At 73.4% G+C, this 6,384-nt stretch carries 4 protein-coding genes and 1 pseudogene; 3 read left to right on the top strand and 2 right to left on the bottom strand.

All coding sequences use genetic code 11. The features are described 5' to 3' along the window. Positions 1 to 517 (bottom strand): annotated as a pseudogene (locus IEZ12_RS39225) (fumarylacetoacetate hydrolase family protein); the annotation flags it as partial. 109 nt (positions 518 to 626) lie between these two features. Continuing rightward, positions 627 to 833 (bottom strand): hypothetical protein, encoded by a 207-nt coding sequence (locus IEZ12_RS27275; RefSeq protein WP_100590063.1) that lies wholly within the window; start codon positions 831 to 833, stop codon positions 627 to 629. Positions 834 to 1,355: 522 nt separating this feature from the next. On the opposite strand from IEZ12_RS27275, the gene IEZ12_RS27270 reads away from it, so the two are divergent. The 3 genes from IEZ12_RS27270 (at position 1,356) to IEZ12_RS27260 (ending at position 6,349) form a co-directional block, all read left to right on the top strand. Next, positions 1,356 to 5,336 carry a nitrate- and nitrite sensing domain-containing protein gene (locus IEZ12_RS27270; protein ID WP_229848126.1) on the top strand — a complete coding sequence of 1,327 codons (3,981 nt, stop codon included), beginning with the start codon at positions 1,356 to 1,358 and terminating at the stop codon, positions 5,334 to 5,336. A gap of 13 nt (positions 5,337 to 5,349) precedes the next feature. Beyond that, positions 5,350 to 5,763, top strand: coding sequence for a roadblock/LC7 domain-containing protein (locus IEZ12_RS27265; protein ID WP_035873530.1), 414 nt, complete (start codon positions 5,350 to 5,352; stop codon positions 5,761 to 5,763). 169 nt (positions 5,764 to 5,932) lie between these two features. Continuing rightward, the gene (locus tag IEZ12_RS27260; RefSeq protein WP_100587916.1) at positions 5,933 to 6,349 is read left to right on the top strand and encodes a DUF742 domain-containing protein; all 417 of its coding nucleotides are present in this window, start codon (positions 5,933 to 5,935) and stop codon (positions 6,347 to 6,349) included. Positions 6,350 to 6,384: the final 35 nt, after the last annotated feature.

The following is a 6,384-nucleotide window of genomic DNA, read 5'->3' as shown; positions in this document are numbered from 1 at the left end:
GGCAGGAGGTGTCGAAGCCCTTGGCGCGGGCCCACTGGCCCTCGCGCTGCTGCACGTCGCGGGCGGTGACGTCGTTGGCGCAGGTGTAGCCGAAGATCACTTCGGGGACCCGGTCGAGCGGCACCTCGCGGCACATCCGGCCGATCACCACGGCGAGTTCGGCCTCGTACTGGACGTCCGAGGAGAACGGCGGGTAGGCGATGGACTCGGTGGGGCCGATGACGGCGGTGGAGGGCTTGAAGAAGGTCAGCGGCACGGCCGGGACCTCGTTGCCCAGCTCGGCGGCGTGGTCGGCGTAGTTGCGGCCGACCGCCACGATCTTGCTGGGCAGCATCGGGGCCAGCAGCCGGACGTCCTGCAGCCGGTGGGTCTCCCCGGTCGGCTGGGGGGCGCCGAAGGGGTGGCCGGCGAGGGTGTGCACCACCAGCGAGTCGGGTTGTGCGGCGTCCCCCTCGATGATGCCGAAGGAGACCGAGCCCGCCGCGGGGCTCCCTTCACGGACGGAGAACCTGGCGATACGCACAGCCCTGCAACCTCTCGGTTCGTCGGCCGCCCGGACGCTCCCGGGCGGTTGCCGAGCCCGCAGTGCCGGGCCCGGCTGTACCACCAGGTTATCGGCGCGGGGGTCAGCCCTGCGGCAGGCGGGGGGCCGGTGCCGCCATCAGGACGGTGCGGCGCGGGTTGGCGGTCACGGTGGGCAGCGCGGCGGCGTACTGGGGGGCCGTGCGCTCGGCGGCGAAGCCGGGCAGCTGGGAGAAGTCCGCGACGGAGGCCAGGGTGGTGCGGCGCGGGTTGGCCGTGGAACGGGTGGCCTTCGTGGTCGTCTCGGACATTTGCTCAGCACCTTGTTTCGCTCGAACGGACTTTTGCGCGGGCCCGCCGCTGGGCAGGCTCCGGTCAACCCTGCCAGGTTAGGGAGCCCATTCCACAGTGGCCGTGACCAAAGCTATACATCCGGCTGTGAGGTTGCTCACAATTTCCGGTTCAAAGGGCGTGGAAGTGACGATTCCGGACCAATGGAAAAAACCGCTATTGGGGATATCCCGGACATTTGCCGCACAAACTGATCTTCCTCTTAGTTGACATGACTACGGCGAGTGTCCGAAAAGAACCGTATTCCGAGCCCGAAGCACCACGGAACGTGAGTCGCCGCACGCGGTGGGTAGCCCTGGACACCGTGTCGTAACGGCCCTTGTTGGACTTCCCCCGCTGTGCTGGAATGCCACGGAAAAACTCGACACCGCCCTCTCTCCGCCCGGCGGGGAAGGGCGCCCGGTCCAGAGGTTGCGACGCCAGTGCAGGGACGTTTCAAGAGGGGCAACGGCGCCGCGGGTGACCCGGAGTCGCGGGAGCCCATGGCCGGCCCCCACCAGGCGGCACCGTCGCCTGGCCAGGGCGAGCGGCCGTTCGGCGCCCCCGCCGAGGTTGCCGCCGACAGCAGTGCCCCGGGCGCCGCGAGCGCGCCCCAACCGGAGGGCGGTAGCGCGCCGGCCGACAAGCAGAGCCGCCGCTCCAGACTGCGCGGCACGCTGAACCGCCGCCGTGCCACCGGCATGAGCCGCTTCGCCATGCGCAACTGGCGAATCCGCACCCGCCTGATCGCACTGCTGTTCCTGCCCGTGGTGGTCGCCCTGGTGCTGGGCGGTCTGCGCGTGCAGACCTCGATGGAGAACTCCCGCCAGCTGTCGCAGATGAGCGACCTGGCCGAACTGGCCCGCAACGCCACCGCACTGGCCAACGCCCTGCAGTACGAGCGCGACGTCTCGGCCGGCCCGCTGGCCGCCGGCGCCAGCGCCGACAGCGACCCCGAGATCTCCGACGCGTACAAGCAGACCAACACGCTGTCGAAGACCTTCAACGCCAGCGCCGACAAGTTCGACAACCTCGACCTGGCCGGTTCCAAGACCCTGCTGCTGCAGGTCCGCAAGGACCTCAACACGCTGCCCCGGGCCCGTACCGGCGCGTTCAAGAGCCCCGAGAACATCCAGGCCACGATCACCAACTACGACGTGATCATCAAGGACCTGATCGGCGCCACCCAGGACATCGCGATCACCTCGAACTCGACCGAGCTGATCAAGACCACCCGTGCGCTGTACCAGTTCTCCACGGCCAAGGAGTACACCTCGATGCAGCGCGCGCTGATCAGCGCCGCGCTCGCGAACCCCGGCGGCCCGTCGATGTCGGCCTCCGACGAGACCTTCGGCGTCCGGCTGATGAGCTCCGAGGACAACGCGCTCGCCAACTTCACCGCCATCTACGGCGAGAGCGAGGCCCGCGCGCTGCGCGCCGCGATGAGCTACAACCAGGTCGTCGCCGAGGCCGACCGGTTCTCCAAGGCCGCGCTGAACACCAACGGCATCCGGCAGGCCGACAACCCGTCCTACAAGGACTGGTTCGACAAGTCGACCGCCAAGGTCAACGCCGAGAAGACCATCGAGAACAACCTGCTCAACGTCCTCGACGGCAAGGCCCAGGCGCTGCAGTCGGACATCGACACCGAGTCCGTCATCAACGCCGCCGTGGTCGCCCTGGTGCTCGTCGTCGCCATCGCCGGCGCCGCCCTGGTGGCCCGCTCGATGGTGCGCTCGCTGACCCGTCTGCAGGCCGCCGCCGAGGACGTCGCCGAACGCCGTCTGCCGGAACTGGTCAAGACGCTCTCCGAGAGCGACCCGCACGACGTCGACGTCACCGTCGAACCGGTCGGCGTCGACTCCGCCGACGAGATCGGCCACGTGGCGCACGCCTTCGACATGGTGCACCGCGAGGCGGTCCGACTGGCCGCCGAGCAGGCGCTGCTGCGAGGCAACATCAACGCGATGTTCACCAACCTGTCGCGCCGCAGCCAGGGCCTGATCCAGCGCCAGCTGTCGCTGATCTCCGAGCTGGAGAGCCGCGAGGCCGACCCGGACCAGCTGGCCTCGCTGTTCAAGCTCGACCACCTCGCCACCCGTATGCGCCGCAACGGCGAGAACCTCCTCGTCCTCGCGGGCGAGGACCCCGGCCGCCGGTGGACCCGCCCCGTCCCGCTGGTCGACGTGCTCCGCGCCGCCGCCTCCGAGGTGGAGCAGTACGAGCGCATCGAACTCGCCTCGGTGCCCACCGCCGAGGTCGCCGGCCGCGTCGTCAACGACCTCGTCCACCTGCTCGCCGAGCTGCTGGAGAACGCCACCTCGTTCTCCTCCCCGCAGACCCGGGTCCGGGTCACCGGTCACGCCCTGCCCGACGGCCGGGTGCTGATCGAGATCCACGACACCGGCATCGGCCTCTCCCCCGACGACCTCGCCGACATCAACGAGCGCCTGGCCAACCCGCCGGTGGTGGACGTCTCGGTGTCCCGCCGCATGGGTCTGTTCGTGGTCGGTCGCCTGTCCCTGCGACACGGCATCCGGATCCAGCTCCGCCCGTCCGACTCCGGCGGCACCACCGCGCTGGTCATGCTCCCGGTGGACGTCACCAACTCCGCCGAACGGCGCGGCAACCGGCCCGGTGCGGGCGCCGGGGCCGGCCAGGGCGGACGCCAGCAGCGCGGCGTCGCGCCGACGCCGCGTCAGCAGGGCCGCCCCGCGGGCGACCTGCCCGGCGCGCGCACCGCGCTCGGCCAGGCTCCGGCCGGCGGGCAGGGCGGCCCGGGCGGCCGTCCGCAGCTCGGCCAGGGCCCGATGGGCGGCAGCCCCGACCTCTTCACCCCGGGCGCGACGTCCGGTCCGTCGGCGCCCTCGGGCCCGGCGGGCACCGGCAGCCGGCGCGGGCCGGCCGAGGCGCCCGGGCAGGGCGGCTTCGGCCCCGGCGGTGCGTTCGGCGGCGGTGGGGCCCCGGGCGGCCGCGCTGGTGGTCTGCCGACCCGTTCGGTCGGCCAGTCGCTGCGCGAGAACCCGGCGCCGGGCGTCTCCGGCCCGTCGGCCCCGGCCGGTCCGGGCGCGGGTACGGGCGCGGGCGCCGGTGCGCCGGCCGGTGGCGGGCTGCCGCCGCGGCGGGTGCCGGGTGCGTCCGGTGCGCCGGGCCTGCAGGGCGGGCCGGGCGGCCAGGGCGGACTTCCGCCGCGCCGTCCGCAGAACCCCCAGGCTCCGCAGGGACCGCAGGCTCCCCAGGGCGGGCTTCCGCCGCGTCGCCCGCAGGCTCCGCAGGGGCCGCAGAACTCGCAGGCGCCGCAGGGCGGTCCGGAGCGAACCCGTCCGGCCGAGGGCCGTCCGGGCTTCGAGGGTCGTCCCGGCTCCGAGGGTCGTCCCGGCTCCGAGGGTCGACCGGGCTTCGAGGGTCGACCGGGCTTCGAGGGTCGTCCGGGCGCCGAGCCGACCCAGCACGGCCGGGCCGAGCAGCTGCCGACGCGCCGTCCGCTGCCGCCGCAGCAGTCGGCCGCGCCGCTGGAGGCCGCCCCTGCCGACCAGTCGGGCGGGTTCGCCCGGCCCCGGTTCGAGGCGTCCGACATCGACCCGCGCGACCCGCTGGGCCTCGGCCTGGTGGAGCCGGTGCTGCCGGACCCGGTGGGTCAGGGCGTGCCGCCGGTGCCGCAGCCGCAGCCGCAGGAGCGGCAGGCCCCGCAGCAGTTCGCGGAGCGGCCGCAGCCGATGGCGCTGCCGACCGCCGGCGAGTCGGCTGCCGCCCCGGCGCCGGCCCGTGAGCAGGTCCGCTCCCGTGGGTACCAGCCGCAGCGGCCCGGTACCAGCGCGCCCGGGTTCGGCCGGCCGCAGCAGTCCCGGCCGGCCCCGCAGGCTCCGCAGGCCCAGGCCCAGGCCCCGCAGCCCCAGGCCCCGCAGGCTCCGGCCGCGCGGCCGCAGCAGCAGCCGCAGGCCGACCCGTTCCAGCAGCAGCGTCCGCAGGGCATGCCGCAGCGGCCGGTGCCGGGTGGCCCGCAGGGCGCCCCGCAGCGTCCGGCGGCGGAGCGTCCGGCCCCGCAGCCGCAGCAGCCCCAGCAGCCGCAGGCCCAGCAGCAGCCGGCCGGTCCCGGTCCGGACGCGCCGTGGCGCCCGTCCGCGAACGACGAGCGCTGGCGGCGGGCCGAGCAGATGCGCGAGCCGCAGACCGACGGCCTGACCACCTCGGGGCTGCCGCGTCGCACCCCGCAGGCCAACCTGGTCTCCGGCAGCGCCGAGGCCAGCCCGCTGACGGGTCCGCAGGTCTCGCGCAGCCCGGAGGAGGTGCGCGGCCGGCTGACCAACCTGCGCCGCGGCATCCAGCAGGGCCGCCAGGCCGGCGCGCAGCAGCCGGGCTCCGGCCGTCCCGCGCCGCAGCAGCGGCCGGGCTTCGACTTCGGCGGCACGTCCGAGGGCCACCGGGGAGCCCAGTTCGACGCCGATGGCAACAACGGCTTCGGCCCCGAGCACCAGGAGCGTTGAGTTGAGTCAGATGATGAGCCAGGCTGCCCAGAACCTGAACTGGCTGATCACCAACTTCGTGGACAACACCCCCGGGGTGTCCCACACGGTGGTGGTCTCCGCCGACGGTCTGCTGCTGTGCATGTCCGAGGGGTTCCCCCGGGACCGTGCCGACCAGCTCGCCGCGGTGGCCTCCGGGTTGACCTCGCTGACCTCCGGTGCCAGCCGGATCTTCGAGGGCGGCGACGTCAACCAGACCGTCGTGGAGATGGAGCGGGGCTTCCTGTTCCTGATGGCGATCAGCGACGGCTCCGCGCTCGCGGTGCTGGCCTCGCCGGACTCCGACATCGGCCTCGTCGGCTACGAGATGGCCCTGCTGGTCGACCGGGCCGGTGCGGTGCTCACTCCGGCCCTGCGGGCCGAGCTCCAGGGCAGCCTGCTGCACTGACGGCCGGTCGGCCCCTTCGACTCCTCTGCACCACCCTCACCGTGCCGGACCCGTCAGATCCCGGGTCCGGCACACCCACCCCCAAGTCTTCCCGGCACGGTGGCTGACATCCGGTCAGCCGGCTGGCCCCGGGCTCCGGCCGCGGACGACTGCAGCACAAGGAGGACGCATGCCCCCGACACCCGCCGGCACATACGGCAACGGGTACGGAAACGGCTACGGCGGCCAGCAGTCGGACGGCTACGAGCAGCAGCCGCTGGTCCGCCCGTACGCCATGACCGGCGGACGCACCCGGCCGCGCTACCAGTTGGCCATCGAGGCGCTGATCTCGACCACGGGCACCAACCCCCCGGGCGTGCTGCTGCCCGAGCACGCGCGGATCGTCTCGCTGTGCCGTGAGGTCAAGTCGGTCGCCGAGATCTCCGCGCTGGCGGGAGTCCCGCTGGGAGTGGCCCGCATCCTCGTCGCAGACCTGGCCGAGGCCGGCCTGGTCGCCATCCACCAGCCCGCCGCGGCGGGCGAGTCGGGCGGTACGCCTGACGTGACGCTGCTCGAAAGGGTCCTCAGTGGACTTCGCAAGCTCTAACGCGGCCGCCCCCAGCCGCGCGACCACCTCCGCCA

Source organism: Kitasatospora griseola, from assembly GCF_014648555.1.
Classification (GTDB): Bacteria; Actinomycetota; Actinomycetes; order Streptomycetales; family Streptomycetaceae; genus Kitasatospora; species Kitasatospora griseola.
Note: the sequence above shows the minus strand (reverse complement) of the source record. Positions and strands in the feature narration are given on the sequence as shown.

Coding starts and splice junctions, on each gene's coding strand:
- IEZ12_RS27275 (WP_100590063.1), bottom strand. CDS start 833: ATGTCCGAGACGACCACGAAGGCCACCCGTTCCACGGCCAACCCGCGC.
- IEZ12_RS27265 (WP_035873530.1), top strand. CDS start 5,350: ATGAGCCAGGCTGCCCAGAACCTGAACTGGCTGATCACCAACTTCGTG.
- IEZ12_RS27260 (WP_100587916.1), top strand. CDS start 5,933: ATGCCCCCGACACCCGCCGGCACATACGGCAACGGGTACGGAAACGGC.
- IEZ12_RS27270 (WP_229848126.1), top strand. CDS start 1,356: ATGGCCGGCCCCCACCAGGCGGCACCGTCGCCTGGCCAGGGCGAGCGG.